We start from the raw sequence: 26571 nt of genomic DNA, 5'->3' as shown, positions 1-26571 counted from the left end.
CTTTATCGTTAGGAAAGCGTGCCGTTTTGATAGATGGGCATAATCCAATAACGGCAAGGGTTGTGTTTACAGACCTTTGCTAGTGCTTCAAGCAGGGCGCTTTGCTGGCTTGCAGGGTGCATAATCTCAAACTTACAAAACTCCCGATAACCTTCCACTTGTTCCTTGATATTGAAATGGCTGTGCTCGCGGCTAAATCCGCAAATATTGCCCAAGCTAAAGCCGGATAAAAACTCCAATTCAATCAGGGTGTCGACTATATCGTCCTTAATATCGTTTTGGGCGATCAGGACTAGCAGTTGTTCCGTGCTCATCGGCGTTTCTCCAGCCAAAAATACAACATGGGCAGTAAATACAGGGTCGTAATGGTCGATGTGAGTAATCCACCGATCACCACAATGGCCAAGGGTTTTTGGATTTCAGCACCTGGGCCCGAGGCGAACACTAAGGGGATCAAACCAAACATGGCGGTGGTGGCTGTCATCAGAATGGGTCTGAGTCGCCGCGCGGCGCCCTGTTCGACTCGCTCCCTGAGGCTGCCAAATAAGTATTTGGTTTGTTCGTAATAGCTGACCATCACTACACCGTTAAGCACGGCGACACCTAGCAGGGCGATAAAACCTACCGAGGCGGGCACCGAGAGGTATTCCCCCGAGAGATACAAGTTGACGATACCGCCCATCATGGCGAACGGGACGTTAGCGAGGATTAATCCCGATTTTGCTAGAGAGCCGAAGGTGGTGAATAAAATCAAAGTGATCAATGCGATAGCTATAGGGATCACCAGCAACAAATTGCTGGTGGCGCGCTGCTGGTTTTCAAACTCGCCACCGAAGCTAACGCTATAGCCACTGGGCAGTTTGATTTCCTTGGCGATTTTGCTGTTTAGCTCCTCCACAAAGCCCACAATATCCCGCCCTTGGACGTTGGTGGTGATCACCGAAAAGCGATTTCCCTGTTCCCGCTCGATAAGGATTGGGCCTTGTTTATAGCTCAAAACGGCCACATCGCTTAGGCGTTTTAGGGAATGATCTGGCATCACCAATAGCTGATTTTGCAGTTCGTTAATGTTGCTGATCTGCGCTTGATTATTGGCGATAAGCACGGGCGTGCGCTTCTTCCCTTGCAGCACTTCGGTGACGACTACGCCTTCGAGTTGACTCTTGAGGTAGCGGGCAAACTCCATAGTGCTCATCCCAAATCCACGGGCCAGTTCGTTATCTAAGGTGAGATTGATAAAAGGGCTGCCCTCAATCATCGCCATCTTAACGTCAACACTGCCCTGAGTGGCGGTGACCAGTTGCTCTATCTCTCCGGTGAGTTTGCCTAAGATCTCGATATCATTACCAAATACTTTAATCGCGACATCGCCAATGCTGCCTGTGAGCATTTCAGACACCCGCATCTGTATCGGTTGCGTAAAGTTAAAGTTCACGCCGGGATATTTGAGCAGCACAGTGCGGATGGCATCGATAAGCTGTTCTTTGGTCGCAAAACGCCATTCGCTGCGGGGCGCCAGCTCTAAAAACACATCGGTTTCGTTTAGTCCCATGGGATCTAAACCAATCTCATCGGCGCCGGTGCGCGCCACCATCTGCTTAATTTCCGGGATTTGGCTTAGCAGGGTTTGCTGGATCTGTTTATCGATAGCGATGGAGGCGTCGAGGGAAATCGAAGGGGATTTCTCTAACTGGAGAATAATGTCGCCCTCATCTAAGGTCGGCATAAAGGTTTTCCCTACCAGACTAAACAGGCCGAGACTGACAATCAGCAAGCTAAAGGCGATGAGCATAAAAGGTTTTTGCCAACCAAAGCAGGCTTTTAGGCTGCCAAGGTAAAGATGCTTGAGCTTTTCGATGGCCTTAGGTTCTTTCGCGGCCTTTTCGTTAACGAGGTATGAGGCAATCACGGGGATTACGGTCAGTGATAACACCAGCGCCGACAGCATGGCAAACACTATGGTGATGGCGACTGGGGTGAATAGTTTGCCTTCTAAACCACTGAGGGTGAGCAGTGGTGAGAACACTATGATGACGATAACCGTGCCCGAGACTACGGGAATGGCGACGTCTTTGGTGGCGCGAAAGATTAAGTGCAAACGCGGCAAACGCTGTTTAGTGGCGATTAAATTTACCATGTTTTCAACCACGACCACGGAGGAGTCCACCAACATGCCGATAGCGATAACGAGGCCGCCGAGACTCATCAGGTTAGCGGAGAGATTGAAGTGATCCATCATCAAAAAGGTGAACAGTGCGGCCAGCGGCAGTGATAGTGACACCACTAACGCGGCGCGCACATTCCCTAAAAACAGCGCCAGCAATACGATGACCAACACAACGGCCTCAAATAGTGCATTGGAAATAGTCTCGATAGCGGTATTGATCAGGTTAGCGCGGTCGTAAAAGGTGTTTATCTGGCTGCCTTCGGGGAGAGTCAGGCTGATTTGCGCCAGCTTTTCCTTAATGTTGTTAACCACTTGTGCCGTATTGGCGTCCTTGAGGGCAATGATTAAGGCTTCTGCGGTTTCGTTACCATCCTTAGTGACGGCGCCGTATCGCGCAAGGTGACCTATCTGGATATCGGCGAGATCCTGCAAGCGATAGACCTTAGCATTATCGGCTTTGATCACTAGCTGTTTAAGCTCGTCGATATCATCGATACGTCCCTCGGAGCGCACTATGATGGTGTCTGTACCTATGGTGAGCTTACCTGCACCTTCGTTGTGATTATTCTCCACAATCGCCTGTTGCAGCGCGGCAAAGCTCACACCCGCAGCCGCCATCGCCGCAGGATTGGGGCTGATACTAAAACTCTTGGCATAACCGCCGAGGATATTCACATCTGCAACGCCGGGCACTGTGCGCAGCAGCGGCCGAATTTCCCACTCGAGTAATTGGCGTCGCTCCAGCAGGGAAAGATTGGGGTTTTCGAGTGAAAACATAAAGATTTCACTGAGCGGCGTGCTCATGGGCGCCACGCCGCCACTCACGCCTTCGGGAAAACTGTCCCAGACCGCCGAGAGGCGCTCGCTCACCTGTTGGCGCGCCCAATAGATATCCGTGCCTTCTTCAAAATCGAGGGTGATATCGCTAATGGCGTACTTAGTGGTCGAGCGAAGAATCGATTGCTTCGGAATACCCAAAAGCTCGGTTTCAATCGGGACAGTAATCTGCGCTTCGATCTCCTCCGGCGTCATGCCGGGAGCCTTGAGGATAATCTTCACTTGGGTTGGGGAAATATCCGGAAAGGCATCCAAGGGAATGGCGAACCAAGCGCGTGCACCAGCCAACATGAGGATCTGCGCCACTATCAGCACAAAGAGTCGCTGAGTGAGCGAAAAACGGATCACAGAGGTGAGCATCTTATTCGCCTCCTAAACCGAGCATGATGCCTTTCACCGCGGCAACCGACTGGGATAGGACTTGCAGCTGACTCAAGTCTTGATCGCTGGCGACAATATATTGCTCTGGCGTCGAGCCTAAAATATCGACCGTCAACGCATTGAGCTGGTTATCGGACAGAGTGAATACTTGGCTGTCTTGCTCCCAACTAAACACACTGTTTTTGGGGAGTAAATACACGGCTTTTTGATACTCGGGAACCACTGTCATTTGCTGGCCTAACAACAGGTTACATTCCTGCGGTACCGCCGATGACCAAGCCGTAACAAAGGCGCCTTCGGCAATCGCCGACAATGACTCAATCGCGATATGGCATTGATTAATGTTGATGGCCGACAGGGAGTGTGACTGCCTCGTCGGCACATTCACTTTGACGCGGATGCTGTTATTGGGCACCAGAGAAAACAGCTGATCCCCGGCCATATAAGGGCCGCTGATGGCATTGAGTTTAACAATACCGTCGACGGGCGCGGCGACAACTAAGGAGTCAGTTGCCGCATCCGTGCTGTGGACGCGTTCCATAAAGTGCTGCATATGCTCGTATTCGAGGTGAGTCGTGAAATAGTCCTGACTGATCTCACGCCATTTTTCGGCGCTTATGCTGCCATTGGCGAGCAAAGGTTTGTTGCGCTCATAACGACTCTTAGCGAGTTGATACAGGCTCGCCGCTGCCTCGACTTGGGCGAGGTAGTGGAACACTTCTGGCCCTGTGAGTTTGACTATCGCTTGGCCTTTACTGACGCGCTGGCCTTGGCCGACGAGAAAGTGTACCTGCTGGATATTCTCGGGCGTGCTGATCCAGTAATCATTGCCGGGGAGGATTTCAACCTGCGCTGGCAACGGGCTGCCCTCATAACTGGCGACTCTTTGTGGTTGGGTGTAACTGAGGTCGAGATTGCCTAAGGCGCTGATGGCTAAGCTTTCGGCCTGCGCCGAACCTACAACACTCGCGGATAAACAGAGAAGGCATGCGCCGTACTTGGCCATCATAATGAAATTCCTAAGGCTTGGAGTTGTTGAGAATGCAGTTGTTGCAAGCTGACGCGGTTGAGCGCCAAGCGGGATTCGGTGTCGAGCGCCTCCATATAGCGGCGCAGCCAGACTTCATAACTCACCTGATCTTGATCTTTTACCTTGGCGAGTTCCTCGGTAATGGTGCGACTGAGGGCGAGCGCTTGGGTGAGTAGGCGCTGTTGCTCGACGAGGTTAGTTTGCTGGCGGACTAATTGATCCCACTGGTTTTTAAGCTCGAGGGCGCTGCGGTCAAGATTGAGACTTTGCTCGGTATTTGCTTGTTGCCATTGGGATAAATCGCTCTGGGATAGTGCCGAGCCCAAGGTTAAGGGCACTGACACGGCTATGCCTAACTGCTGATCATCCACGCCCGTATCCGCGGAATTTTTTGCTGTGAGTGAAACGGTCCAAGGATCGCGCTCACCCGCTTGCTGAGTTTGGATCAGCTGCAGGTGTTGCTGTTGTTGCAGCTTTAGCAATTGCCATAGGGGATGTTGGGCTAAGGTCTCGGCGCCCTTGCCAAGCGGGCGGTCAGTTTCTTCTATCGCGCTTGGCATCTGATCTTGGCCCGTCAGCTGTTGATACAGGGCTAAAGACTGAGCTTGTTGCTGCAGAATGTCGGCGCGGCTTAAGGCGATATCGACACTTTCCCGCTCCAGCAGCAGAGTGTTGGCCAGTGGCAGTTCCCCCGCATCGGTCAGTTGTTTTTGCTGGCGATGGAGTTTATCGAGCAACTGCTGTTTGCGCTCAAGCTGCGCCAGTTTGACTTCGCTCTGGCGGTATTCCCACAGGCTCTGCCTTAATAATCCCGAGAGATACAAGGCTTGCAGCGCCGTTTGTTGTTGATGAATTTGCTCGGCGAGTTGTTTTATTTGCTTATCGCTGCTGTGTAGCGCGGGCGATTTAAATGGCAAATTGACTGAGAGTTCCTGCTCGTAGCTGTTACTATTATCCAAGCTCCCGAGGTGACTTAAGCTAATGCTCGGCAGGCCAGTGAGCCAGGTCGAGCTGGATAAATTTGCCGATTGGGTATTCGACGAAGTGAGATGAGTCAACCTCGCTTGGCTGCTCGAAAGCGCTTGGGAAAGTTCGGCTTCCGCCGCAAGACACAGGAAACTACTGCCGACTAAGCTGGTCAACAGACATAACTTGATACAAGACGAACTGACAGACATGAGATGATTCTGTGGTATTAAACAATGCTGTCAGTGTAGGGATTGACGGCTGAAAGTCGTCGGGGACCTGTATCATAAATCCGCCTATGGTACATATGTCCCATAAAATAATTGATTGATTTTGCTTTTATTTAGGAGTTTTAGATGAAGGATATTGTCATTATTGGTCTGCTGGCACTCATCATGTGCTTTAAGCTTTTTGACATTAGTTCCGACATTCAATTAGGCATTCCGCAATGGCATTTAGTGCAGGAAGCCATACTCTTAGTGCTCACCGCCGTCGGGGCCATCTACCTCAGTTACGATTTAATTCGCCGCTCACGTGAGGTTAAAGCCTTAGCAAAACGCCTCGAGTTCGCCGATAAAAAAATCGACAATATGTCGACCCAAATGCGCTCCGCCAGACAGGAATACAGCCAAGCCGTATCGAACCAGTTTGATACTTGGGGTTTTACCAAGAGCGAGCAGCAAGTCGCATTTTTATTGCTTAAAGGGCTGAGTTTTAAAGAAATTGCCGAAGTGAGACAGACAAAAGAGAAAACGGTGCGCCAACAGGCATCGACCATTTATGGCAAGGCCGCCGTTGATGGTCGCCACACCTTTTGTGCTTGGTTTATGGAGGATTTTATTCAGGAACATAACCAAGAACTGGTGGCAAACGAGTCCGATAGCGCCCATAAGGCCGCTTAAGCTAAACGCTCAGGCTTAGTTGTTATAGCTATTTGTTATTGAAAATCGATATTGGCTGGCTTTTTGGTTCTAAACAATAATGAGCATCCCCTAAGTTTGTCGGAGGATGCAATTGAAAAACTCGCTGCTGATTGTGTTTTGCCTTATTGCCTTGGTTGCATCCACGCAAACCACAGGATTGCTCCGCTCGCTGATCGAATTTTCCGCCTTTTTAGGTGTACTGGGGTTGGCTTGGCGGATTAAACCCTCCGCCGAGTAGGCTTCCCGTATCAGTGTGTCAATTTAAGCCGCTTAGCTTAAATCCAATCTATTGAAAATACAGAATATAACCTAAAGACGTTGCCCCAATCGCCGCCCACAGAACCACGCCCAGCAGCAAAGGCTTAGGGCCGCTCGCCCGCATTTTTTGCACTGTAATCCCAGCGCCAATCAAGAACAGACACAGAACCAAGGTACGTTTCGACACCATAAACAGCGTGTCGTAGAGCGGCTGAAACTGCGGCAGCCAATGGGCGATTGCGATGGCTAAACAGTAAAATCCGATAAAATACGGTAGGTTAAGCTTACGTTTATCGCCGCCAAAGATCAGCGCACTGACAAGGGCGATAGGGATAATCCACAGTGCGCGCGCCAGTTTAATGGTCGTGGCGGTTTTAAGTGCTTCATCACCATAGGCAGATGCCGCACCGACGACTGAGGAAGTGTCATGAATCGCGATGGCAGTCCACACGCCAAAATCGTATTGGCTCATATTGAGCAAATGCCCGAGGGCGGGGAATAAAAACAAAGCCACCGAGTTGAGTACAAATACACAGGCTAATGCGGTGGCGGTTTGGTCTGGTTTGGCATTAATGGCGGGCGATACGGCGGCAATGGCGCTGCCGCCACAGATGGCGGTGCCAGAGGCGATTAAGTGGCCTGTGATCGGGTCAAACTTCAGGGCGCGAGTCACCATAAAGCCTAAGATCAGCGTAAAAATAATCGAGCCGACAATTAATCCTAGGTTATGGCTGCTGGCCTCAATCGCGGCATTGAAGTTAATGCCAAAGCCTAAGCCGATAATCGAATAGGACAGTAACTTTTTGGTGAGGGCGGCGATATTCCAGTCGTTTGGCACCCAACCTAGGCTGGCCAAGGTAAAACCGAGCACAAGCGCCATAGGGGATGAGATAACAGGCGCGAGACACAGTAGCGCAGCGCAGATAAACACAAGGCGATGGGGTTGCTTAAGTTGCGAGACTATCGATGAAAAATTCATAACGCCTTAGGTTTGCGACTGAGTGTTATCGTGCCAATCTTGGGTTTTCAGCTCCATCCACATAGGCATGGATACTCGAATAAGCCAACTGAATAAGCATTGGGACGCTGACAAAGACGGGCATTATAACGATTGCGTTTAGCTTCAATAAAATCAATTTAATTTATTTTGTAAGTCAATTTTATTGAGTCTCAATGGGCAGGTAGGTTTGAGGCTTAAAAAGGAGAGTCGCCGACGGCAACTCTCCCGTGAAAATACGCGGAATTTAGAGATTCACGATACGTTGCAGGCTGTAGTCGCCACCGTCTTTAGCGGTAAACAACTTGTCTTGAATATCGTTGGCGCTTGGCATTCCTGCATGTAACAGGCTTAACCAGTGGCGCGAGGTGGTATTGCGTGTCTCTGTGGGTTCGGCGGCTAACTCAACAGGCGCTTCGATTTGCACATCTTCCAAATTTGCTAAATCCCGCGCGCCTATCATGCCAGTGCGGTCGAAACACAATTCAACATGGCAGCCTTGATCCTGTAACACTATGGCGCTTGGCGCATCTTTAGTGCCGTTGAAGGCAACAAACTGCTTGGTTTGGCGTAATCCGCTGTGGCTGCCGTCGGCAAAAAATGCCAGCAGGTGTTGGTAGTAAACCACATAGCTGATCACATCTTGGTGCGAACCCGCATCCAGCGGGAAATGACGGTCGAGGAACTGCTTCGCCTGGGCTAGTTTTTCATGCTCGGCCACGTTTACTTGGGCGACGGCAAGCACTTCTTCTGCGATGAAGCTGTTTAGATTCGGTTGGATCTGGTGGCTATTGATAATTGACATATTCATCGCTGTATCCTCTACACATTCAAATTAAAAATTAGGGCCTTGGTTTCACTTCTAATGGTTCAACGTTTGTCTTCAATTTGGTTTGTCCGACAGAGTTAATGGTTAAGCAGTGTCAGGTGGATAACCTGCCTCGATTGCTTAATTTGTAGTCTAGTCTTTTTTTGACTACAATTTCACAATAAAAATTTTACAATGTGAATTTTACAAAATGCGCAATGACCAGAGCTTGATGAGAAAGTCACATTTCCTAGGGACAAAAATACGTAACCTACGGAAACGTAACAATTTAACCATGGAAGATTTATCGGCACGTTGCATTCGCGTCGATGCGGGCAGTGCGCCCTCTGTGTCATATTTGTCGATGATCGAACGTGGAAAGCGCGTGCCCAGTGCCGAAATGTTGGCCGTGATTGCCACGGTTTTTCAAAAGGACGTTGACTGGTTTTTAGACGACGTGCCCGAGGAAAGTGCCATCACGCCGGACAAGGGCCGTCGTGGTGGGATCAGCGGCATGGCGCTCGAACCCAGCTTTTTGTTTTCAAATGATATTTTGCAAATAGCTATCCCTGAAATGCTATCCCAGACTGGGATCTCGGGTCGACAATTCGCCCACTTATTAATTCGCGCCCATCAGGAGCATCATCAAAACCATTTCCCCGATCTTGAACGTGCCGCCGAAGAGGTTGGGTTAAAACGTATGCCCTTATCCCTCGAGGAAATGCTGGATATTGCCAAGGGCGTAGGCTTAAAAATCAAATGGATAGATAGTACACCCCAGGAGGTGATCGACGAGCGTGGCGTAAGCTCCCATCAGCTAGTGACTTCCTTCTTCGAGCCGCCCAGCACCATTTACATCAATAAAGTCCTTAAAAATCGCCCCAGCCGGCTAAAGTACGATCTCGCCGCCCATATCGGCCATTGTGTGTTGCACAACAAGGATGGGCTTAAGAGTGTGATGATTTCAGGCCGAAAACTGGAGATGGATGAAGAAGTGACCATGCAGTCTAATACACTGAACGCGCAGGATATTTTACATGCGTGGCGCGACTTCGAGTCCAGCTTTTTTGCCGGAGCCCTGTTATGTCCTAAGGTGCCGTATCGACAATTGCTCGACCGCCACGGTTACGAAATTGAGGTGCATAAACAGCTGCAAGTGTCGGCTTCGGTCGCCATGCGGCGGATGACAGTTGTATCGCCTTATCCCCATTGGCATTATTTTGATGCCTATGCGCCGGGCAAGCTTAAGGCCGTTTACCGAGGCAATGGTATTCCTCTGCCTTGGGGCAATATGCGGCTGGTGGAAGACCCTTGTCAGCACTGGGCGGTGTTTAGAATGATCAGCGAGCCTAAGGTCGGCACCTCGGCGCAAATTTCGATTTTAAATGTGGGCAATGAACCACGGATTTACTGCTGCGAGTCGATTAAGGTCGAAGACTCGGCGGGCAATCCCCATGTGCTCTGTGCCGGTATCGATTTGAATCCGGCCATTGAGGCCCAAGGCAAAGATGCACTCTCTATCGCCCATGATTTAAAAGCCGCCTGTGTCTCTGGCGGCGGCTCAGTCGCGATTCCCAAGCATATTAAAAGTGATCTAGTAAGCGTGGCTAAGATATTGAATATCAACTGGATTGAACGCGGTATTAAAAATGATGCTCGGCTTATCTGCTCCCGCGGCGCCGTCTGCCCACGGCAACCCAGTTGTTATCAAGCGGGTAAATCCCAGTGTGATGGGGTGGAGTAAACTATGTCGCGAAGTTTTGCATAGGGTTTAGCAAATGGCCGCTATTAAGCACTCTACACTTCAGTGACACGCCATTAACTCATCCCTGAGAGCTCGACGGCGGCATCCATGCCGCCAACGGTCACTGCCGCGAGAGTGCTTAACTCTGCGAACTCAGGTGTCTGTATTGCTCATTGAGTTGATAGTGCACACATTACGACTTTATTCTGAAGTATGAGTAACTGATTAATAAAAAGGGATTTTATGTCTGATGATATTGTAGATTTTAACTGGAAAGAGCCTGTGTTATGCGCAGAAGGAACTGAATTATTTCCAAGAGATACATTAGATCGCGCTAGATACGCTTCTTTTTTACACAATTATTTGGCGATTAATGCTATCGATGGTGGCTATGTTTTAAACCTAAATGCGAAGTGGGGCTCGGGTAAAACCTACTTCATTAATCGCTGGATGGAAAGTATTAAAGATAGACACCCTGTTGTTTATATTGATGCTTGGAAGCAGGATTACTCTGATGATCCCATGCTTACCGTTATTTCATCTTTGATAAATGCTTTAAGTGAACAATTGCCTGCTGAAAATGAAACTCTGGCAAATATTACTGAAAAGTCAGCCCGCTTTATCAAAGCAGCTGCGCCTGCTTTACTTAAAGGATTGGTGAAAAAGGCTGTCGGTTTGAATTTAGATGATATTAAAGTTGAAGGCGAACTAAAAAATGATGACAAATTCATTTCTGATACTTTAAGTGAATCGGCCGCCGCAGTTGCACAATGCTTAGTAAAAGACCACAACGATAAATTGCAGTCAGTCAACTATTTGCGAAACGAAATTAAAGCGTTAATTACTGCAGTCATTGCACATCAACAAGGTGCTTTAAAAGCACCTGCTTTTATCTTTATTGATGAGCTTGACCGCTGTCGGCCTAGTTATGCCGTAGAAATGTTGGAAGTGGTTAAGCACTTCTTTGAATTAGATAATATTGCCTTTATCGTGGCGACTGATACTGAACAACTACAGCATGCGGTGAAAGCTGTTTATGGTGAAGGCTTTGATGCTCAAACCTATTTAGGTCGGTTCTTTAGGCGGCGTTACTCATTAACCGAGCTTTCTCGCTATGAATTTGTAAGCCATATTTCTGAAAGTAAAGTCACTTATAATCCTAATTGGAAGGAGTTTGTACCTAGCCTAGCTGAATTAGATGACTTTACTCGTGTGGTTTCTATTGTGGCGGATAGATTTAGACTCTCGCTGAGAGAAACTGAACAGTTAATGGATAAATTTATAGCAGTATTAAGCAATACAACAAAAACATTAAATCCTTATTTGTTGTTAATTCTGTTTGTATTGAGAGATAAGCATTATTATCTTTATGCTGATTGGCTAGATACAACAACTACTAATCATACTCACTTCGATAATTTAATAGATAGAATTGGCTATAAGATAGATAGTTTTTTTGTTTTATATGGTGCTAATGGCGATTTTTTTTGCAAGAGAGAATGAAAATAGTAATTGTGCAAGATTTAGTTCTAGATTGGCAATGATTTTGTCTGACATGAATAAGTTTTGTGTAGATGATAGAAAAGAGATGTTTGAAAGTCTGAGTTATGATTATCAAATAACAACAAATCATACAGAGAAAAATTTTTTATTATATAAGATTGGTTTGATAAAGCTCTCAGCAAATAAAATTGACTATAAAAACTGGGTTGAATTAGCTGTATCTTTTGACCAGTAAGATAAAGCTTCAGCCAAAGCCCCAAACAGACACTTTGGGGCTTTATTATTTAGTTAATCACATCGTCTAGGTAATCGCTAAGCCCTAATCTGCCCTGTGCCTGAAACCAGATATTTTTCAGTGGTTAAGGCTTCGAGTCCCATGGGGCCGTAGGCATGTAGCTTAGTGGTGGCTATGCCGATTTCGGCGCCGAGGCCGAGTTCGCTGCCATCGGAAAAGCGCGATGAAGCATTCACCATAACGACCGAAGCATCCACTGCGCGTTGAAAGCGGGCGGCGGTGAGTTCATTGTCAGTGCAAATCACCTCGGTATGATGGCTGCCAAACTTAGCGATATGTTGGGTGGCGACCTCAAAGTTGTCGACTTGGCGAATGGCGATTTCTAAGTCCAAGTATTCTTGGCCAAAATCCTCTTCTGCCATATAAGTACAAGCGTCGAAATACGCGGCGGACTGAGGACATGCATTGATTTTAACTTGATGCTCGGCCAGTGCTTTGGCGACGCGGGGCAAGAATCGTGGCGCGATATCCTTATGTACTAACAAGCCTTCGAGGGCGTTGCACACGCCTGTGCGTTGGGTTTTGCCATTGAGCAGCAAATCCAAGGCGATATCTTGATTGGCGTCTTTATCCACATATAAATGGCACACGCCCTTAAAGTGCTGAATAACCGGAATGCTACTGTTTTCAGTGACGTAATTAATCAGCCCTTCGCCACCGCGAGGGATGATCACATCGATATACTCCCGCTGCTGCATCAGTTCGAGCATCAGGGCGCGGTCAGGATCGGGGATCACGCTGATTAGGGCTTTAGGCAAACCATAGGCGGTCAGTACCGCCTGTAAAATACTGGCGATCACTTGGCTGGTGTGTAGTGCTTCCTTACCGCCACGCAGGATCACCGCATTGCCGGATTTAAAGCACAATGCGCCGGCATCGGCAGTGACATTAGGTCGCGCCTCATAAATCATGCACACCACGCCGAGTGGCACGCGCATCTTACTGATAGATAAACCATTGGGGCGTTTACCAATAAAACGCTCGCGCCCAACGGGATCGGGCAGGGCGGCGATGGTTTCGATTCCTTGCGCCATCGCCTCGATGCGGTGTTGGTTCAGCGTGAGGCGATCGACCATAGCGGGGCTTAAGTTGTCCTGAGTCGCACGGTGTTCGTCAATCAGGTTAGCGCTTTGGATTTCATAACTTTTTCCCCTTAATGAGCGCGCCATATCCAGTAATACGGTGTTTTTTAACGACTCATCGAGCTGGGCGAGTGTGCGGGCCGCATGGGCGGCATCGGCGGATATTTGTTTAATTAGGCTCATAGTTTCTCCACTCAAATGGATTTAAGAATGGCGATATTCTTATCGGAAATGATGGGGCCGGTTTTTTGCTGGAATTCACTGGCAAACGCCTGATCATCCTGCTCGGTAATAAAACTCAGTAGGCAACTGCTGTAGTTAGATTTGGCTTTCGCCAACTTAGTGCCATCGCCTTTACGCACCAGAATGGTGTCGCCCACTGAGAAATCCCCTTTGACTTCAACCACATCATCGCTGGTTAATTGCTCGCTGTGCTGATCGAGTGCGAGGTCAAAATCATCCTCGACGATCACTTCACCCTGCGCTTGCGAGGTGTGGGTCATCCAATGCAAATGCTCCTGCATCGGTTTTTCGTAGGGGGTAAAGAGGGTGCCCGGATTTTGCCCCTTTAGCAGTTGGCTAAAGGAATCGGCATTAAAGCCATTGATAATAAAGGTCTCAATGCCGTGGGAGATGGCTTTTTCGGCGGCTTGGATCTTAGTGCGCATGCCTCCGGTACCAACATCGCTGCTGGCGCCTCCTGCCATCGCATAGATATCGGCATTGATTTCAGTGACTTGCTTTATCAGCTTGGCATTGGGATGTTCGTGGGGATTTTGATCATAGAGCCCATCCACATCCGAGCAAATCACTAAGGTGTCGGCATCGGCCGCAGCCGCCACCATGGCCGAGAGATTATCGTTATCGCCAACCTTAAGTTTGTCGGCGGTCACGGCGTCATTCTCATTGATAATCGGCATTAAACCGTGTTCGAGCAGGCTAAAAATCGTGTCTCGAATACTGATATAACGCTCGCGATTACGTAAGTCGCCATGGGTCAGCAGCAGTTGGGCGGTAGGAAAATCAAATAGCTTATTCCACGTCGCCATCATATCCGCCTGACCCGCAGCCGCCATGGCCTTTTTCACCGTAACACTCGGCTGAGCTTGGCCCTCAAAATGATGCCAACCAGCGGCAACCGAGCCGGACGAAACCAGTACCACTTGGATACCTTGGATACGGCAATAAGTAATAAACTGCGCGATACCCAAGAGATAATGACTACTGCAACCTTGCTTGTGGGGCGCGATTAAGGCGCTCCCCACTTTGACGACGATACGTTTACGGGGAGAGTCTGTCATTGCGCCTCCTTAGCTTTCCTCGGCCAATACACGACCGGCCTGATGGAACTGCTTAGTGGTTTTAGCGCACGGGTCGTTATCGAACTTGCTCACCAGATAAATCACTGTGCTGCTGACAACAAAGCCTGGGATCATCTCATACACTAAGCTACTCAATGCCTTACCATCGGCAAGCACGGGGGCATAAATCCAAAAGAGTACCGTGAGCGCGCCCGAAATAATCCCCGCAATCGCTGCCTTATGGGTGAGATTGGCTTTATACAAACTAAACAGCACCAGTGGACCGAAAGCGGCACCAAAGCCTGCCCACGCATTACTCACAAGGGAGAGGATGCTGTTAGAGCGATCAAGCGCCAATAGCGTTGCGACAATGGCAACACCTGCGACCCCGTAACGACCCATTTTTACCATCTCTTGCTCGCTCGCTTGTTTCTTCGACAGGGTGCGATAAATATCTTCGGTCAGCGAACTCGACGAGACTAATAGCTGCGATGAAATCGTGCTCATAATGGCCGCGAGAATCGCTGCCAGCAGGAAGCCGCTGATTAAGGGGTGGAACAGTAACTCTGAAAACACGATAAAGATGGTTTCAGGATCCGAGAGCTTCATGCCAAATTTATTGGCGTAGGCGATACCGACCAAGCCCGTCGCTAAGGCGCCGATAATGGTTACTGTCATCCAGCTGATGCCGATGCGGCGTGCGGTTTTAATGTCGGCGACCGAGCGGATCGCCATAAAACGCACAATAATATGCGGCTGGCCGAAATACCCGAGTCCCCACGACAGGCTGGAAATTAAGCCTAGCAGAGTCACATTTTGCATAGCATCGGTAAAATGCGGGATCGACTGATAGGCAAAGTTCATCATGCGATCTGCGCTGGTAAATTCTTGATATGCCACGAAAGGCACTAACACCAAGGCGACAAACATAATGCAGCCTTGCACAAAGTCGGTGAGGCTAACGGCTAAAAATCCCCCCAGCAGAGTGTACGACACCACGACGGCTAAGGTGACGACTAGGCCGATATCGTAGTTCAGTCCAAAGGCGGATTCGAACAACTTGCCGCCCGCGACTAATCCCGCCGAGGTATAGAGAGTGAAAAAGATCACTATGATGGCGGCGGCAATAATGCGAATGCTGTTATCGGCCTGCCCAAAGCGTTTGGCGAAGAACTCAGGAATCGTCAGCGCGTTATCGGCGACCTCGGTGTAGACCCGCAATTTAGGGGCGACAACCAGATAATTGATTAGAGCACCAATTAATAATCCGAGGGCGATATACAGGGTTTCAAACCCCACTAGGAACATGGCGCCGGGCAGGCCCATCAGCATCCAGCCACTCATATCCGAGGCGCCAGCCGAGAGAGCCGTTACGTGCGGACTCACTTGGCGGCCACCCAAAATGTAACCAGAGACATCATCGGTCGACTTACGATAGGCGAACAAACCAATAGCGAGCATGGCAATAAAGTAAATTGCCAATGAAACGTAAGAGAGGGAATTCATCAATTATTTTCCTCCTAACGCTTTGTTATTTTGAATGAAGCTCGGTTTCAAAATGACAAAGAGATAGGTACTTAGAATGGCGAACAGGCAGAAATATTGTAGTGTTCCATGAAGGCGTTCCCGGGTGGAACGGATGATCTGTGAGATGGGGTTTTCATCTGCAGCATGCTTAGCTGACATAATGCCTCCTTGATTTATTTAAAGCGAATAATAGTTAGTGCTATAACTATAATAAGATCTTTATTAGCAAAATATCAAGTTGAAATGCCCAATTTGCATACTTTTGGTTGGCGTAAAACAAGGGAAATTGATTTGAATACTGATAAATTTACCTGTGCTTTTAACCGATAATTGGGGCGAAAGAGTGGGATGTTGAGAGCGGATAAATAGGCTTGATGGCTTAGCGTTGAACATAAAAAAGCGGCGCTGAGAATATCAGAACCGCTTCTATAAAATGCAACATTCACAGGCTATAGAGCCTGATTTAAGGCTTGAGTCATGCGCTTAGCGCATAGTCACAAATTCCTCAGCACCAGTGGGGTGGATGGCGACAACGGCATCGAAATCAGCTTTGGTGGCGCCCATTTTCATGGCGACGCCAAATCCTTGAAGGATCTCGTCCATACCAAAACCAATGCCATGAATACCCACGACTTTCTCTTCTTTACCCGCGCAGACCAGCTTCATTTTACAGGCCTGACGGTGGCTAGTGACGGCGGTATACATTGAGGTAAAGCCAGAGGTGTAAACCTTCACATTATCATCACCATATTGCGCGCGGGCTTCTGGCTCGGTTAATCCCATAGTGCCAATCGGTGGATGGCTGAAGACCACGGTTGGGATTTGGCTGTAATCCATTTTGGCATCGCTCATGCCGTTGAATAGGCGCTCAGAGAGTAAGCGACCGGCCTTAACCGCAACGGGAGTCAGTTCCACGCCGCCTGCCATAATATCGCCCACGCAATAAATGCCTTTGTGGGTGGTATTTTGCTGCGCATCGGTTACCACATAGCCTTTGCTATCCAATTGCACATCGGTGTTTTCTAAGCCGATATTGCCCGTCGCGGGTGAGCGGCCAATGGCCCAAATCAGGCAATCGACGGTCACGCTTTCGCCATTCTCGAGATTTAGAGTCAGGCTGTCGTCAGCATTTTTAACCACAGATTGTGGGACGCTGTTGGTGTGCAGGGTTGGACCTTCGGTCTTCATGGCATCGACTAGGGCGTCGATTAGCATAGGATCGAAGTTACGCAGCGGCGCATGTTTACGCACAAACAGGTGAGTCTCACTGCCAAGCGCGTGTAAAACACCCGCGACTTCGACGGCGATATAGCCTGCACCAACGACCGCGACACGTTTAGGTTGTTCGCGCAGGGCGAAGAAACCATCTGAATCAATCCCGTATTCCGCACCCGGAATGTTTGGGATAGTTGGCGTGCCACCGGTGGCGATCAGGATATGGTCAGCCGTGTAGTGCTCGCCATTTACTTCAATGGTGTTGCCATTAACGAAACGGCCATAGCCATTGAGCAGGGTGACTTTGTTATTGGTAAAACCTCGACCGTAGGCCTCGTGGATGCGACCAATATAGGCTTCGCGGCTGTTCACTAAGGTGTTCCAGTCGAATTTGTTGACTGAAACATCAAATCCATAATCTTTGGCGTAGAGGTTCATGGCTTCGGCGATATGCGCGCCATACCACATGACTTTTTTAGGTACGCAGCCCACGTTTACGCAGGTGCCGCCAACATGTTTTGCTTCGATGAGTAGAACTTTAGCGCCACGCATGGCAGCTCGGTTAGCTGAGGCGATACCGCCGCTGCCTGCGCCTAGGCAGATATAGTCAAAATGTTGAGCCATGAGTTTCTCCGTCTAACTCTAAGAATGAGGTGCTTATTAGCAGAAGGTCATTGTAGGTTGGAATGGGTTTGCAGACCAGCCCATTAGGTTGCTTTGGTATAGACCTTGTTTTGTCGCCAAAAATCTCAGCAAAGCACCTACTTTATCTTTGGGCGGTTAGCTCAAACTTAACGGCGATATTGGCAGCGATAGTGATCGTCTTGGTTTGGCCCTTCGGCGCCGCATTTGAGACATTGCCATTCCTGCTGACGGGCACTGAGCTCATCGGTCTGATAGCTCGCGGCTTTGTCGGGGCGAGTGCCAATCTGGGTTTCGAGTTGTGACATGCGGGCATTGAGCCAACGACAACTGGGGTTGTTAGCGACTTTCTCTCGGCTGGCGAGTTGTTGTTTGCGGCTCTGCTTTTTCTTTTTCGATGACGTCGATTTGGCCTTATGGGTATTTGTTTTCGCAGGCATATTGTCAGTGTCTATGACGGGAGATTGGTAATCTAAGGCGCTTTGTTGAGTCGGGATCGGGAGCGGTTTCCCTTCACTGTCGAGTAGGGTTCCCAAAGGTAGGGGCTCAGTTGTGGCTGGTTTGGATAATGCTTCTAATTCTGGCTCGGCAGCAAATGACAATAAGCCATAAAATATCAATAAGATAAATGCGTTAGACAGCCATTTGATATGATGAGTTAACATTCCCTGTTCCTCGCCCATGCTGAGTCGTTCCATCGACTTCTTGAGTGTAGTTAGGGCGAGAAGAGTTTGCCAAACGGAGAAGCGTGCTTAAAAACTTAGAAACTCATATTAAAGTGGACACCCGCATAGGTTTGATCTTGCGAGCTAAAGTCGCCGTTGGTGGCCGCTTCTTGCTCAATATCGTTCTGGGCAATGCTGTGGCTAATATGGCCACTGAGACTCATATTATCGGCCAGATCATAATTGGCCTCCAAACCAAATTGGAGGTGATTACGGCCATTGTGTTCTTCTGTTCGATATTTAAAATCAAGCCCTTGGGTTATATAAGGTGCGAGAGTAAAGCTTTCACTCAGTTGCCAATAACTGTGCAGACTCAGCTCGACAAAATAGCCGGCAGCCTCGGTGGAATACACATAATTTACCGAGGGGACTAACCAAGGGCGGCGGTATAGGCTAATTCTGCGAACAGTTCGTTATCCTGGCAGCGACTGCTGCTATAACCTTCAATCCGCTGATAACCCAGATTCGCCTCTAAGTGTTCGCTGAGGTTTACCGCATATTCAAGACCAATATTCCACTCGGTATAAGCTTGGCTATCGCCGCGTCCGACTAGGGCGTAGGTGGTGAGATTACCGTATTGAACGCTAGCATTTAGCCAATAAATTCCGCCCTCGGCCAGATTGTTACGTCCTTGGGACACATATTTGCTATCCCAACCTAAGTCTAGATTCGCGGCCCAAGGTGCTGTGGTTGTTGCGGGTAATACGCCGCTTGATACACCTTCGGTTTGCACTAAGCTCTCGTTCGCCAAGCATGGGTGACTCAAGCAAATGACGCTAATCACGCCGACGGCACTAAGGATGGGATGAAGTGAAGCTGCCATATTTAAGCCAATCTGATAAAAGATGCGGAATATGTGCAGATATTAACTCAGGCGAATATGATCGTTAATGAGAATGGATTCGATTTGCGATCAGCTCGTCAAGATTGAATAAGTAAATTTGGTGTAAATCTTAATTGTGAACTTGTTCGCTTTTTTCTTTGTTGAATACGGCTAGGTGTATCTGCGAAGGGGGCAATCGGTTTTCTCACCTTGATAAATAGTAGATAAGCCCTTATTTATTAGCTACACAGATTGTAGAGGAACCATTATGAGCAACCCTTTGCTTAACGGCGCAAAATTACCGCTTTTTTCCCAGATTAAACCTGAACACATTCAAGTTGCCGTTGAGCAGGCCATTGCTCAGTGTCGTGCCAAGATTGATGAAGTGCTGCAAAACCCTGGGCCTTTTACCTGGGATAACTTAGTCGCCCCGCTCGAGCAAGTGGATGACGAGTTAAGCCAGATTTGGTCGCCTGTCTCCCATATGAACTCAGTGGTGAGCACAGATGAATGGCGCGCCGCCCATGATGCTTGTTTGCCGCTGCTATCCGAATACGGCACTTACGTTGGCCAACACCAAGGGCTGTATCAGGCCTATAAATCCCTGCGTGCATCGGCAGACTTTGACCAATTGAGCCAAGCACAACAGATGGTGATTGAGCACAGCTTACGGGACTTCGAGCTTTCGGGTATCGGCTTAGACGATGGGCAAAAAGTGCGTTATGGCGAAATCGTTAAGCGTCTTTCTGAACTTACCAGCGGCTTTTCCAATCAATTACTGGATGCAACCCAAGCGTGGACTAAGTTAATTACCGATGAGGCCGAACTTGCTGGCTTGCCAGATTCTGCCAAGGCAGCAGCGAAAGCAATGGCCGAGGCGCGCGAACTAGAAGGTTGGTTATTTACCTTAGATTTCCCTTCCTATTTACCTGTGATGACCTACAGCGAAAACCGTAATCTGCGTGAAGAGTGTTATCGCGCCTTCGTAACGCGCGCCTCGGATCAAGGCCCGAATGCGGGTGAATTTGATAACGGTCCTTTGATGGATGAAATCCTTGCGCTGCGCCACGAGCTGGCACAGTTGTTAGGCTTTGATAGCTTTGCCGAAAAATCCCTCGCGACGAAAATGGCTGAAACGCCTGCGCAGGTGATGGCATTCTTAAACGAATTAGCGCTGCGCTCTAAGGATCAAGCTAAGGCCGAATTAGCCGAGTTAAAAGCCTTTGCGCTTGAGCAGTACGGCGTGAGCGAAATGGCGTCTTGGGATTTGAGTTTCTACGCCGAGAAGTTACAGCAACATAAGTATGAGATTTCTCAAGAGTTGCTGCGCCCTTACTTTCCTGAAGATAAAGTGCTTTCTGGCTTGTTCTACACTGTTTCGCGCCTATTTGGCTTAAAGATTGTTGAGCAAACCGAGTTCGACCGTTGGCATAAAGACGTGCGTTTCTTCGATATTTTTGACGAAACAGGCGAGCACAGAGGCAGCTTCTATTTAGACCTATATGCCCGCACAGGTAAACGCGGCGGCGCTTGGATGGATGATTGCCGAGTGCGTCGCCACACGCCTAAAGGTCTGCAAAAGCCCGTGGCTTATCTCACCTGTAACTTTAATGGCCCAGTGGATGGCAAACCGGCACTCTTCACCCACGATGAAGTGACGACCCTGTTCCACGAATTTGGCCATGGCATTCACCATATGCTGACCAAAATCGACGTGGCAGGCGTGTCAGGTATCAACGGTGTGCCTTGGGATGCAGTCGAATTGCCTAGCCAGTTTATGGAAAACTGGTGCTGGCAAGAAGAAGCCTTAGCGGAGATCTCCGGTCACTACGAAACCGGTGAGCCTTTGCCAAAAGCCATGTTAGACAAGATGTTAGCGGCGAAAAACTTCCAATCAGGCATGATGATGTTACGCCAGCTGGAGTTTTCACTGTTCGATTTTAGACTGCACCACGAATTTGACCCAGCTAAAGGGGCGCGTATTCAAGAGACCTTGGATGAAGTGCGTCGTCAGGTAGCCGTGCTAATTCCGCCAGCATTTAACCGCTTCCAACATGGTTTTGCGCATATTTTTGCGGGCGGTTATGCCGCGGGTTACTACAGCTACAAGTGGGCAGAAGTGCTGTCGGCGGATGCGTTTTCTCGCTTCGAAGAGGAAGGCATCTTCAATCCTGACACGGGCCGTAGCTTCCTGCACAACATCCTCGAAATGGGCGGTTCAGCCGAGCCTATGGACTTGTTCAAACAGTTTATGGGCCGCGAGCCGAGTATCGATGCGCTGCTGCGCCACTCTGGGATTGCAGCTTAAGCCAGACTCAATAGGAATGCTTGAGCATAAAAAGGCGCTATTTGGCGCCTTTTTTGTGAGCTAGATCTCGCTTGCCCTCTGGTATGACCTCTGTTAGCCTGTGGCTCTTCTTTTTAGGGTGACTGCATATGAATCTGTATTTCCGTTTGTTTTGGTTGTTGTTTTGGCGCACACGTCACTGCCGTAAGATTGATTTTTTGGGCACAAGCCGCATTACTTACCGGGCATTACCTAGCGATTGCGATATCAACTTCCACCTGACCAACTCCCGCTATCCGGCGTTTATGGATCTGGCGCGTACCTATATGTTGGCCGAAATGGGGCTGTTAAAGCGTTTCCTCAAATTGAAGTGGATGCCAATTGTTAACGCCGCCGAATTTACCTATATCCGCGATATCAAGCCCCTGAAAAAGTTTGAGATTGAAACCAAGGTCGTGGGCTGGGATGAGAAATATTTTTATATTGAACAACGCTTTGTGAGCGAGCGCGGTTTGCACTGTATAGTGCATGTGCGTGGTGTGTTTGTTTGTAAAGGTAAGCAAGTCCCGCTGGATGTGTTGGTTAAAGAGGCGGGTTATACCGATCCGGCTCCTGAGTTGCCGCCTGAAGTGGTTAAATGGAAAGCGTTTTTACAGTTGAAAAAAGAACGCAACCTTTAGTCGTTGTGTTGGCGTTAGGGAATACTCCTGATACCTGTGTATTCCTCCATTTCGGCGAGCAGTACTTCTTCCAGCACTAGCATCCAGGCGCCGCGCAGTTGTGCCTGCTGCCAGTAACGCACGAGTTCATCTAAATCTAGCAGGTTTAAGTGGGCAAAACTGTAGCTTAAACAGGGGATAAGTGCGCAATCGGCCAAGGTAAAACTATCACCACACACCCAGTGATTTTGGCTAAGGTGGGCATCCAAGCGCTGAAATTGGATAAACATCTGCTTTTCTATTTGCTTGATTTCAAATTCATTGCCTTCGGGCAAAATCTTCAACTTTTCTAATTGAAATAGTGGGTTATTGATATCGTTATCAATAATGCGATCAAATAAGCGTACTGCTAAGTTGCGTTCTGGCTCTGCGGGTAGCAGCTCTGTGCTGTTGCTAAAATGCCTATCTAAATATTCGATAATAATGCTGGATTCGGGGATGAGTTGGCCTTCTTGGGTCTTAAGCAGTGGCAATTTTGCGGGTGGATAAAATTGTTGGAATGTTTGGCGAGCAAATGGGTCGCGCAGATCGGTGATCCGCGGATAGAAGTTAGCTTGTTTCTCATAGAGAGCGATTAGCACCTTCTGTGAATATCGCGATAACGGATGATAGAAAAGCTCCATAGGTGCCGACCCCATAACCACTGCATTTTTTGACTCTACGCCTTAACTTTAGTCGGTATCAAGGCGCTTGCTGTGGGAATTTTCTTTAAAAGTAGCTGAAGTGGCGTAAAAGTGGTTTGCCATGCGGAATGATCTATTCCCGCTAAAATTCGGTACTATTAACGCTTCAAAAAATCAGTGAAATATGGACAATCAAAGGTAACAGTATGAGTCAGTTAGAAAGTTTCTCATCCATCTATGCCAGAGCGAGTGAGCGTAAGGGCGGCGCCAAGGGACTCGAAGCATTGTTGCCGGGCTGTCTTACCAGTGCAGAGATTCGCCAGTATGATGATGCTGAGCTGCTCTCTGCTATGAGTCGGCAGGTATTTCAGAGTGGCTTCGTCTGGCGTGTGGTCGATAATAAGTGGCCCACCTATGAGCAGTCTTTCTTCCATTTTGTGCCTGAAAAGGTGTTGATGCTGTCGCCCGAACAGATCCAAGCCCGCGCCGCGGATGCGACCTTAATTCGCCATTTAAAGAAGACCCAAGCGATTTATGATAATGCCTTGATGATCCATGATATTGCCCGCGAACATGGCAGCTTGGCTAAGCTGATTGCCGACTGGCCGACCGAAGATATAGTCGGGCTTTGGGCACTCTTAAAGAAACGAGGCGCTCGCCTCGGTGGCAATACGGGGCCGTATTTCCTGCGCGGTATTGGTAAGGACACCTTTTTGTTAACCGATGATGTGCAAGGTTATTTTAAGGCGCACAAGCTGGTGGATGCCGGTTTTAGCTCGCAAACGGCGTTAAAACAGGTGCAGGCCGCCTTCAACCAATGGCAACAAGAATCGGGTCGTTGTCTTGCGGATATCAGCCGCGTTTTAGCCTGTAGCGTGGGCGATAATCGTATTTAGATAAAAAAGGACCAGCCAAATTGGCTGGTCAAGGCTCGATATTTCAAGCAATTGGAGTACTGCAGGGAAGCAGCGGGATGAACGTATAAGCAAAAAATAGAATTAGAAACTCTTACTGATCCCAATGACGACTCTGTCATCGAAGATTTCAGTCTGTGTGCCATAGACTTTATGGTCACTATCCACAGTGCTGCCGTGGTAGCGTAAATCGAAGTTGAGGCCGTAGTAAGCTTTGCTCAAGCCGATGTTCCAGTGGCCCCAACCTTCGGCGCCCTCACCCGTGAGGTCTTGATAACCCACAGAGGCCGAAATTTTTACGCCATTGTCAAAGCTATAGCTTGGGTGCAAGGCATAGTTAACCCCGTGCCAGCCATCGACACCAAACCAATCATCAACCGTTGGGGTGACTTCGAGTTGCAAATTCGCACGGCCAAATTGTTTGCCGACTTTTAACCATAATTCGGTGTAGTTAGAGTAAGACGCACCTGGATAGAGGTATGAAAACAACATCACATCATAGGTAAAACCGGAATCGCCAAACTCACCTGCTTTACCAATAAAAGGTGCGGTAACGATTTCTAAGTTAGGGTCGGCAAATTTGATGTTGGAGCTAAATACGCCCGCATACCAACCTTGGTTGTGATTCCAACTCAGCGTACCTTGTACCACGGGAATATCACCGTCTAAGGTCTCTGATTCACCGCGAAACACATAATCCGAGGCAAAGTTAACATTGCCGTTAATGGTGCCACCAAAAAGCTGGTTGTCTTCGGCACCATGGGAGCTGGCCGCCAGTGAAAGTAACGCCCCACTTAGCAGAAATTTAGTACGAGTCTTCATAATCATCATCTCAAAGTCATTGGGAATTGTTAGCGCACCTTTATCGTAAAAATAAGTTGTGAATAGCGCTGTAGCTTGGGATGAACCAATGACGAAAAGATATGAATGAATGTGAACAAGCAGCGAAATAGCACGGTTGTGAGTAGCGTTTATTTTTTAAATGCGTTTTTTGGGAAGCAGAGTTTCATTTAATGGGGTGTAAATCGCCATTTCGGGTTTGCCCTCAATTAGACTTGGTCATAAAATGTCGCGTCCAAGGTTTTGGGCGTCTCTCATTTCCAAGATGTAGATTTAAAAAGAATTTACATAAGCCATATATTATTTCACGGTATCAAGAGTATTTTTCGCCTACGATTTTTCAACGCTTTAGTTGGATAACAAGGCGATATGAACCATCCTTGTTTATCAAGCATCTGCCGTTATTTGGGAGATGTTATATGCGTAAAATCTTATTAATGAGAGGCGCGAGCGAATATATCGCATCGTTATCGATTAACTGTGTTCAGCATTTATGGTGACTAAAGCTGTGTTGCCAAACATGTTTGCAACATTTTTGATATAGAGTAGGCTGGATAAGTGCTTTGTATCGTATAACGCTAACAACCTTATCCACTATTAGCATATTCATTAAATAGGGTAACAATTTAATGAATAAGGTATTCGTTAGGGTGTGAATATTTTCATTAGTTTACATTTTAGTTGGTTTATCTTTCTTGTTCATCCTTATAGGGTATGCGATAAGTAGCAGATTTGATTTTAGTTATAATTACGGCCGTGAGTTCACCATTGCAGCGTGGCAAAACGGTAGCGTTAATATTTAAAGGAGTTCTCATGCGGCAGACAATTAAACTTGCCTCAGTAATTAGCGTGGCGTTGTGGATGGCAGCTTGTAGCCCTCAAGAAGAGAAGGCTGGTCATGCTGGCGCTGGGCCGCAGAGTGTTGAGGTGGGGGTCATCAATGTGGCTACCAAGCCTCAGGTTATCCAAGTCGAATTACCGGGCCGTAGCAAGGCGTTCCTCGAAGCCGAAGTGCGTCCTCAAGTGAATGGTATTATTACCAAGCGTAGCTTTGTTGAAGGCGGCCACGTGAAGCAGGGCGAGTCCCTCTATCAAATCGATTCCGCACCTTATAAAGCGGCATTGGTAAGTGCAAATGCCGATTTAGCTAGAGCGAATGCGAGTCTTGCATCGGCTAAGGCGAAAGCAGCCCGTTATCAGCAGTTAGTGAAGACTAACGCCATCAGTAAGCAGGATTTCGACGAAGCTGAAGCGGCTTACAAAGAAGCGCTGGCGAGTGTGACTGTGGCTGAAGCGGCAATCAACACTGCCAAAATTAACCTCGAATACACCGAAGTGTTAGCGCCTATTTCAGGCCGTATCGGTAAATCGAGTGTGACAGCCGGTGCGCTGGTGACTGCTAACCAAAGCCAAACGTTGGCGACTATTCAACAGCTCGATCCTATCAATGTGGATATCGCGCAGTCGAGTGCTCAGCTGTTACGTCTAAAAGCCAAGCTACAGCAAGGTAAGCTGCAGGCGGCTGATAACGCTGACGTGCAGTTAGTCTTAGAAGACGGCACGATTTATGGCCACAGCGGTAAGCTGCAATTTGCTGAAGTGAGTGTGGATGAAAACACTGGCTCAGTGATCCTGCGTGCAGAGTTCCCTAACCCCGATGGCATCTTACTGCCTGGCATGTATGTTCGCGCCGTATTGAATACCGGTACCGATCCTCAAGCCATCCTAGTGCCGCAAAAAGCCATTAGCCGTAACGCTAAGGGTCAAGCCGTGGCTATGGTGGTGAACGATCAAGGCGTAGTGGAAGCAAAAATTGTTACCACAGCTGAAGTTATCGACAATCAATGGCGTATTACTGCCGGTTTGGAAGCGGGCGATAAGTTGATTGTGGAAGGATTACAAAAGATCCGTCCAGGTGCACCAGTCACTCCCAAAGTTATTTCTGAAACCCAAGCACAATAGGG

Annotated in this window: 23 protein-coding genes and 1 pseudogene; 9 read left to right on the top strand and 15 right to left on the bottom strand. The window is 48.4% G+C overall.

The features are described 5' to 3' along the window. Nucleotides 1-8: 8 nt before the first annotated feature. From SHD_RS05330 to SHD_RS05315, 4 genes are read right to left on the bottom strand one after another with little or no spacing between them, the layout of a single operon-like run. Nucleotides 9-314 (bottom strand): DUF3240 family protein, encoded by a 306-nt coding sequence (locus tag SHD_RS05330; protein ID WP_011627657.1) that lies wholly within the window; start codon nucleotides 312-314, stop codon nucleotides 9-11. Then, nucleotides 311-3364: an efflux RND transporter permease subunit gene (locus SHD_RS05325; RefSeq protein WP_023266164.1), complete on the bottom strand. Its 3054-nt coding sequence runs from the start codon at nucleotides 3362-3364 to the stop codon at nucleotides 311-313. The genes SHD_RS05330 and SHD_RS05325 overlap by 4 nt, the downstream gene beginning before the upstream one ends. Nucleotide 3365: 1 nt before the next feature. Then, complete coding sequence (locus SHD_RS05320; protein WP_023266163.1) at nucleotides 3366-4394, bottom strand: efflux RND transporter periplasmic adaptor subunit; 1029 nt, start codon at nucleotides 4392-4394, stop codon at nucleotides 3366-3368. Next, nucleotides 4391-5593: a TolC family protein gene (locus SHD_RS05315; RefSeq protein ID WP_039977618.1), complete on the bottom strand. Its 1203-nt coding sequence runs from the start codon at nucleotides 5591-5593 to the stop codon at nucleotides 4391-4393. The genes SHD_RS05320 and SHD_RS05315 overlap by 4 nt, the downstream gene beginning before the upstream one ends. A gap of 144 nt (nucleotides 5594-5737) precedes the next feature. Between SHD_RS05315 and SHD_RS05310 the strand changes: the two genes are divergently transcribed. Together SHD_RS05310 and SHD_RS22020 are read left to right on the top strand one after the other, a co-directional pair. After that, a complete protein-coding gene (locus SHD_RS05310) occupies nucleotides 5738-6283 on the top strand; it encodes a helix-turn-helix transcriptional regulator (protein WP_023266161.1) in 546 nt (181 codons plus the stop codon). A gap of 112 nt (nucleotides 6284-6395) precedes the next feature. After that, nucleotides 6396-6542, top strand: coding sequence for a hypothetical protein (locus SHD_RS22020; RefSeq protein WP_084294843.1), 147 nt, complete (start codon nucleotides 6396-6398; stop codon nucleotides 6540-6542). A 48-nt stretch (nucleotides 6543-6590) separates the two neighbouring features. On the opposite strand, the gene SHD_RS05300 is transcribed toward SHD_RS22020, so the two are convergent. Next, nucleotides 6591-7541, bottom strand: coding sequence for a YeiH family protein (locus SHD_RS05300; protein WP_039977617.1), 951 nt, complete (start codon nucleotides 7539-7541; stop codon nucleotides 6591-6593). A gap of 265 nt (nucleotides 7542-7806) precedes the next feature. After that, nucleotides 7807-8370 (bottom strand): aldolase/citrate lyase/malate synthase family protein, encoded by a 564-nt coding sequence (locus SHD_RS05295; protein ID WP_011624573.1) that lies wholly within the window; start codon nucleotides 8368-8370, stop codon nucleotides 7807-7809. A 208-nt stretch (nucleotides 8371-8578) separates the two neighbouring features. Here SHD_RS05295 and SHD_RS05290 point away from each other — a divergent pair, with 208 nt between their 5' ends. The 3 genes from SHD_RS05290 to SHD_RS05280 all read left to right on the top strand — a co-directional run bounded on the left by SHD_RS05290 (nucleotide 8579) and on the right by SHD_RS05280 (nucleotide 11849). Continuing rightward, complete coding sequence (locus tag SHD_RS05290; protein WP_039977616.1) at nucleotides 8579-10111, top strand: DUF3612 domain-containing protein; 1533 nt, start codon at nucleotides 8579-8581, stop codon at nucleotides 10109-10111. Between the two features lie 243 nt (nucleotides 10112-10354). Beyond that, nucleotides 10355-11614: a KAP family P-loop NTPase fold protein gene (locus tag SHD_RS05285; protein ID WP_023266157.1), complete on the top strand. Its 1260-nt coding sequence runs from the start codon at nucleotides 10355-10357 to the stop codon at nucleotides 11612-11614. Then, nucleotides 11586-11849 carry a hypothetical protein gene (locus SHD_RS05280; RefSeq protein WP_039977615.1) on the top strand — a complete coding sequence of 88 codons (264 nt, stop codon included), beginning with the start codon at nucleotides 11586-11588 and terminating at the stop codon, nucleotides 11847-11849. The genes SHD_RS05285 and SHD_RS05280 overlap by 29 nt, the downstream gene beginning before the upstream one ends. Nucleotides 11850-11926: 77 nt before the next feature. Here the strand turns inward: SHD_RS05280 and SHD_RS05275 are convergent, their stop codons facing one another. The 7 genes and pseudogenes from SHD_RS05275 to SHD_RS05250 form a co-directional block, all read right to left on the bottom strand. Continuing rightward, a complete protein-coding gene (locus SHD_RS05275) occupies nucleotides 11927-13174 on the bottom strand; it encodes a glutamate-5-semialdehyde dehydrogenase (protein ID WP_023266155.1) in 1248 nt (415 codons plus the stop codon). An 11-nt stretch (nucleotides 13175-13185) separates the two neighbouring features. Continuing rightward, nucleotides 13186-14292: a glutamate 5-kinase gene (proB, locus tag SHD_RS05270; RefSeq protein ID WP_023266154.1), complete on the bottom strand. Its 1107-nt coding sequence runs from the start codon at nucleotides 14290-14292 to the stop codon at nucleotides 13186-13188. Nucleotides 14293-14301: 9 nt separating this feature from the next. Beyond that, nucleotides 14302-15798, bottom strand: a complete 1497-nt coding sequence (gene putP, locus SHD_RS05265; RefSeq protein ID WP_023266153.1) for a sodium/proline symporter PutP — start codon at nucleotides 15796-15798, stop codon at nucleotides 14302-14304. 3 nt (nucleotides 15799-15801) lie between these two features. After that, nucleotides 15802-15978, bottom strand: a complete 177-nt coding sequence (locus tag SHD_RS22015; protein WP_023266152.1) for a hypothetical protein — start codon at nucleotides 15976-15978, stop codon at nucleotides 15802-15804. A 324-nt stretch (nucleotides 15979-16302) separates the two neighbouring features. Beyond that, nucleotides 16303-17658, bottom strand: coding sequence for a glutathione-disulfide reductase (gene gorA, locus SHD_RS05260; RefSeq protein WP_023266151.1), 1356 nt, complete (start codon nucleotides 17656-17658; stop codon nucleotides 16303-16305). Nucleotides 17659-17825: 167 nt separating this feature from the next. Then, entirely contained in the window at nucleotides 17826-18341 is a 516-nt protein-coding gene (locus tag SHD_RS05255) for a hypothetical protein (protein WP_039977638.1), read from the bottom strand. A gap of 95 nt (nucleotides 18342-18436) precedes the next feature. After that, a pseudogene (locus SHD_RS05250) lies at nucleotides 18437-19224 on the bottom strand (hypothetical protein). 268 nt (nucleotides 19225-19492) lie between these two features. On the opposite strand from SHD_RS05250, the gene prlC reads away from it, so the two are divergent. Beyond that, nucleotides 19493-21532 carry an oligopeptidase A gene (gene prlC / locus SHD_RS05245; protein ID WP_023266147.1) on the top strand — a complete coding sequence of 680 codons (2040 nt, stop codon included), beginning with the start codon at nucleotides 19493-19495 and terminating at the stop codon, nucleotides 21530-21532. A 128-nt stretch (nucleotides 21533-21660) separates the two neighbouring features. Then, nucleotides 21661-22191 (top strand): thioesterase family protein, encoded by a 531-nt coding sequence (locus SHD_RS05240; protein ID WP_023266146.1) that lies wholly within the window; start codon nucleotides 21661-21663, stop codon nucleotides 22189-22191. Nucleotides 22192-22205: 14 nt separating this feature from the next. On the opposite strand, the gene SHD_RS05235 is transcribed toward SHD_RS05240, so the two are convergent. After that, a complete protein-coding gene (locus SHD_RS05235; protein ID WP_023266145.1) occupies nucleotides 22206-22853 on the bottom strand; it encodes a glutathione S-transferase family protein in 648 nt (215 codons plus the stop codon). Between the two features lie 206 nt (nucleotides 22854-23059). Here SHD_RS05235 and SHD_RS05230 point away from each other — a divergent pair, with 206 nt between their 5' ends. After that, nucleotides 23060-23749, top strand: a complete 690-nt coding sequence (locus SHD_RS05230; protein ID WP_023266144.1) for a DNA-3-methyladenine glycosylase I — start codon at nucleotides 23060-23062, stop codon at nucleotides 23747-23749. Between the two features lie 102 nt (nucleotides 23750-23851). On the opposite strand, the gene SHD_RS05225 is transcribed toward SHD_RS05230, so the two are convergent. Continuing rightward, complete coding sequence (locus SHD_RS05225; RefSeq protein WP_023266143.1) at nucleotides 23852-24598, bottom strand: TorF family putative porin; 747 nt, start codon at nucleotides 24596-24598, stop codon at nucleotides 23852-23854. An 822-nt stretch (nucleotides 24599-25420) separates the two neighbouring features. On the opposite strand from SHD_RS05225, the gene SHD_RS05220 reads away from it, so the two are divergent. After that, entirely contained in the window at nucleotides 25421-26569 is a 1149-nt protein-coding gene (locus SHD_RS05220; RefSeq protein ID WP_023266142.1) for an efflux RND transporter periplasmic adaptor subunit, read from the top strand. Nucleotides 26570-26571: the final 2 nt, after the last annotated feature.

The sequence above is a fragment of the Shewanella decolorationis S12 genome (assembly GCF_000485795.1).
Lineage (GTDB): Bacteria > Pseudomonadota > Gammaproteobacteria > Enterobacterales > Shewanellaceae > Shewanella > Shewanella decolorationis.
This window is presented reverse-complemented; position numbering and strand designations above follow the sequence as displayed.

Bases quoted from the DNA above. Each gene is read 5' to 3' on its own strand.
- SHD_RS05295 (WP_011624573.1), bottom strand. From the start codon at position 8,370: ATGAATATGTCAATTATCAATAGCCACCAGATCCAACCGAATCTAAAC.
- SHD_RS05300 (WP_039977617.1), bottom strand. From the start codon at position 7,541: ATGAATTTTTCATCGATAGTCTCGCAACTTAAGCAACCCCATCGCCTT.
- SHD_RS05315 (WP_039977618.1), bottom strand. From the start codon at position 5,593: ATGTCTGTCAGTTCGTCTTGTATCAAGTTATGTCTGTTGACCAGCTTA.
- SHD_RS05280 (WP_039977615.1), top strand. From the start codon at position 11,586: ATGGCGATTTTTTTTGCAAGAGAGAATGAAAATAGTAATTGTGCAAGA.
- prlC (WP_023266147.1), top strand. From the start codon at position 19,493: ATGAGCAACCCTTTGCTTAACGGCGCAAAATTACCGCTTTTTTCCCAG.
- SHD_RS05325 (WP_023266164.1), bottom strand. From the start codon at position 3,364: ATGCTCACCTCTGTGATCCGTTTTTCGCTCACTCAGCGACTCTTTGTG.
- SHD_RS05220 (WP_023266142.1), top strand. From the start codon at position 25,421: ATGCGGCAGACAATTAAACTTGCCTCAGTAATTAGCGTGGCGTTGTGG.
- SHD_RS05275 (WP_023266155.1), bottom strand. From the start codon at position 13,174: ATGAGCCTAATTAAACAAATATCCGCCGATGCCGCCCATGCGGCCCGC.
- SHD_RS05290 (WP_039977616.1), top strand. From the start codon at position 8,579: ATGCGCAATGACCAGAGCTTGATGAGAAAGTCACATTTCCTAGGGACA.
- SHD_RS05235 (WP_023266145.1), bottom strand. From the start codon at position 22,853: ATGGAGCTTTTCTATCATCCGTTATCGCGATATTCACAGAAGGTGCTA.
- gorA (WP_023266151.1), bottom strand. From the start codon at position 17,658: ATGGCTCAACATTTTGACTATATCTGCCTAGGCGCAGGCAGCGGCGGT.
- SHD_RS05310 (WP_023266161.1), top strand. From the start codon at position 5,738: ATGAAGGATATTGTCATTATTGGTCTGCTGGCACTCATCATGTGCTTT.
- SHD_RS05240 (WP_023266146.1), top strand. From the start codon at position 21,661: ATGAATCTGTATTTCCGTTTGTTTTGGTTGTTGTTTTGGCGCACACGT.
- proB (WP_023266154.1), bottom strand. From the start codon at position 14,292: ATGACAGACTCTCCCCGTAAACGTATCGTCGTCAAAGTGGGGAGCGCC.
- SHD_RS05330 (WP_011627657.1), bottom strand. From the start codon at position 314: ATGAGCACGGAACAACTGCTAGTCCTGATCGCCCAAAACGATATTAAG.
- SHD_RS05255 (WP_039977638.1), bottom strand. From the start codon at position 18,341: ATGTTAACTCATCATATCAAATGGCTGTCTAACGCATTTATCTTATTG.
- SHD_RS05230 (WP_023266144.1), top strand. From the start codon at position 23,060: ATGAGTCAGTTAGAAAGTTTCTCATCCATCTATGCCAGAGCGAGTGAG.
- putP (WP_023266153.1), bottom strand. From the start codon at position 15,798: ATGAATTCCCTCTCTTACGTTTCATTGGCAATTTACTTTATTGCCATG.
- SHD_RS05320 (WP_023266163.1), bottom strand. From the start codon at position 4,394: ATGATGGCCAAGTACGGCGCATGCCTTCTCTGTTTATCCGCGAGTGTT.
- SHD_RS05225 (WP_023266143.1), bottom strand. From the start codon at position 24,598: ATGATGATTATGAAGACTCGTACTAAATTTCTGCTAAGTGGGGCGTTA.
- SHD_RS05285 (WP_023266157.1), top strand. From the start codon at position 10,355: ATGTCTGATGATATTGTAGATTTTAACTGGAAAGAGCCTGTGTTATGC.
- SHD_RS22015 (WP_023266152.1), bottom strand. From the start codon at position 15,978: ATGTCAGCTAAGCATGCTGCAGATGAAAACCCCATCTCACAGATCATC.